Below are 2,436 nucleotides of genomic sequence, written 5' to 3' on the forward strand. Positions count from 1 at the left end.
GTAAGCGTCCGCCCATCACACCTTGTCAGGTATAGCCGGCTTCCAGTTGTGGGGCAATAGCTCATCGATGGCGTTGTTCTTTTGCGTCGGCAGTCGAGTCAGCACATCCTTCAGGTAGGCATAGGGATCATGCCCGCTCAGCTTTGCTGACTGGATCAGTGTCATCACTGCCGCAGCACGCTGACCACTGCGCAGTGAACCCGCGAACAGCCAGTTGGAACGGCCCAACGCCCAGGGCCGGATCTGGTTTTCCACCCAGTTGTTGTCGATGGGCACCGCACCATCGTCCAGGTAGCGCGTCAGCGCTTCCCAACGTTTGAGGCTGTAATCTAATGCTTTGGCCGTGCCGGAGCCATCCGGCACTTTCTGGCGATGCGCCAGCATCCACTGATGCAACGCATCGGCAAGCGGTTTGGCTTTGGCTTCCCGGATTTCCTTTCGTTTGTCCGGCGGCAGGTCTTTGGTGTCCCGTTCGATCTCGTAGAGTCCACCAATGTACTCCAGTGCCTTGGCAGCCAGCTCACTCTTGTTGGCTTCGTGCAGGTCGTAGAACTTGCGCCGGGCGTGGGCCATGCAGCCGATTTCGGTAATGCCGTTGCCGAACCCGGCTTTGTAGCCGGCGTAGTCGTCACACACCAGCTTGCCTTGCCACTTCCCAAGGAAGGTGCGGGCGTGTTCACCCGCTCGGCTGGGCGCGAAGTCGTAAACGGTGGCTTTCAGGTCCGAGAACGGTGTAGTGCAGTAAGCCCAGACGTAGGCCTTGTGGGTTTTCTTTTTGCCCGGGGCCAGCATACTGACCGGTGTTTCATCGGCGTGCAGAACGCTGTGCTCCAGCAGGGCGTTTCTCAGCGCATCCACCAGGGGCTGCAACTGCACACCGCAGGCACCCACCCATTCGGCCAGGGTGGAGCGAGGGATTTCCAGGCCAGCGCGACCGAAGATGCGTTCCTGACGGTACAGCGGCAGATGGTCCGCGTATTTGGCCACCAGCACCTGAGCCAGCAGGCCGGCGGTGGGGATGCCCTTGTCGATCACCTGCGGTGGTACCGGTGCCTGGACCAAGGTCTCGCACTTGTCGCAGGCCCATTTGCCCCGGATGTGCCGCTCCACGGTGAACTCGCCCGGGAGGTAGTCCAGCTTCTCGCTGACGTCTTCGCCAATACGCTTGAGCTGGCAGCCGCACTGGCACTGAGAGTTTTCAGGTTCGTGGTGGATCAGGATGCGGGGCAGTTCCGGTGGCAGTGGGGTGCGCTTGGGCTTTTGCTTTGGCCGGGCAGCTCTCTGTTCCTCGGTCATCGCCTGGTCCAGCTCGGCTTCGATGGCCGCCAGGTCGCTGTCGATCAGTTCGTCCAGCAGTTTCCCCTGGACAGCATCGAGTTGCTCACTGCGACGGGCGTACTTGTGACGCTTGAGGATGGCTACTTCGTGGGTCAGCTTCTCGATAATGGCGTTGCTGCGCACCAACGCCCGCTCCTTCCGGCCCAAGACTTGATCCTTGGCGTCCAGAGAGTCCATCAGTTCCGTCGCCAGGGCGCGGAGCTGATCGGCAGAGAGTTGGTTGATGTCAGGGCGCTGAGTCATGCCGCTTAGTATGCCAAGTCCCCGTTCGGCAAGCGATTCGCGGTTCTGGCTATAGCAGCATTACGGCACTTGTGGTTACAGGATGGAGATGACGCCTTCCGCGCCAATGCGCTGCCAGGGCAGGCCCTGAACCAGGGCGGATAACTGTTCCTCGGTCAGGCGCAGTTGGTCACCGCGCCAGGTTTCGCCCCAGTGGAACTTGCCCCGGTTCAGCCGGCGGGCACACAACCAGATGCCAAGACCATCGTGGATCAACACCTTCATCCGGTTGCCCCGTTTGTTGGCGAACAGATAGGCGCAATGCGGCCTGGCTGAACCAAACACCTGGATGACTCGCGCCAGCGCCTTGTCCGGTCCCGCCCGCATATCCAGCGGCTCGGTAGCCAGCCAGATCTCATCGATACGGATCATCCCAACAGGTCTCGGAGCAAAGCAGCACATTGATGGGCCTGCTCCGCAGGCCACTCCACCACAACCGCACCGCCGGGGCGGGGAATCTCGATGCGGATGGTGCTACGCTTGTCCGAGGCCGACGGGTTGCTCGATGCTGAGGTTGCCGCTGGCAGTTTGACCGGTACAAATCCCGGTGTTTTATCCGCTCGCTGCGCTTCACTTATCCAGCGCCGGACCATGTTGGCGTTGAGGCCGTTATCCAGGGCGATCCGGGAAACGGAGGCACCAGGTGCCAGACATTGGGCGACAATCTCGGCTTTGAATTCCCGGGAAAACCGGCGACGGCGCTGGTAGGGTTTGGTTACGCTTAAGTCGTTCATGTTAAGTGTCCACTAGAAAATAAGTGGACACTATCCTGACGGCAGCAGCGCCAGGCTCAAGATGGGATTACCGGCCGCTTAC

Annotated in this window: 3 protein-coding genes; all 3 read right to left on the reverse strand. The window is 60.6% G+C overall.

What is annotated here, in order from left to right:
* Window positions 1–15 precede the first annotated feature (15 nt).
* Window positions 16–1,581, reverse strand: coding sequence for an IS66 family transposase (gene tnpC / locus QPM17_RS23470; protein WP_285394161.1), 1,566 nt, complete (start codon window positions 1,579–1,581; stop codon window positions 16–18).
* 75 nt (window positions 1,582–1,656) lie between these two features.
* Complete coding sequence (gene tnpB, locus QPM17_RS23475; protein ID WP_100640765.1) at window positions 1,657–1,992, reverse strand: IS66 family insertion sequence element accessory protein TnpB; 336 nt, start codon at window positions 1,990–1,992, stop codon at window positions 1,657–1,659.
* Entirely contained in the window at window positions 1,989–2,354 is a 366-nt protein-coding gene (gene tnpA, locus QPM17_RS23480; protein ID WP_285394162.1) for an IS66-like element accessory protein TnpA, read from the reverse strand. Before tnpA ends, tnpB begins: the two co-directional genes overlap by 4 nt.
* Window positions 2,355–2,436: the final 82 nt, after the last annotated feature.

Origin of the sequence: Marinobacter azerbaijanicus, assembly GCF_030250645.1 — a bacterium.
Lineage (GTDB): Bacteria > Pseudomonadota > Gammaproteobacteria > Pseudomonadales > Oleiphilaceae > Marinobacter > Marinobacter azerbaijanicus.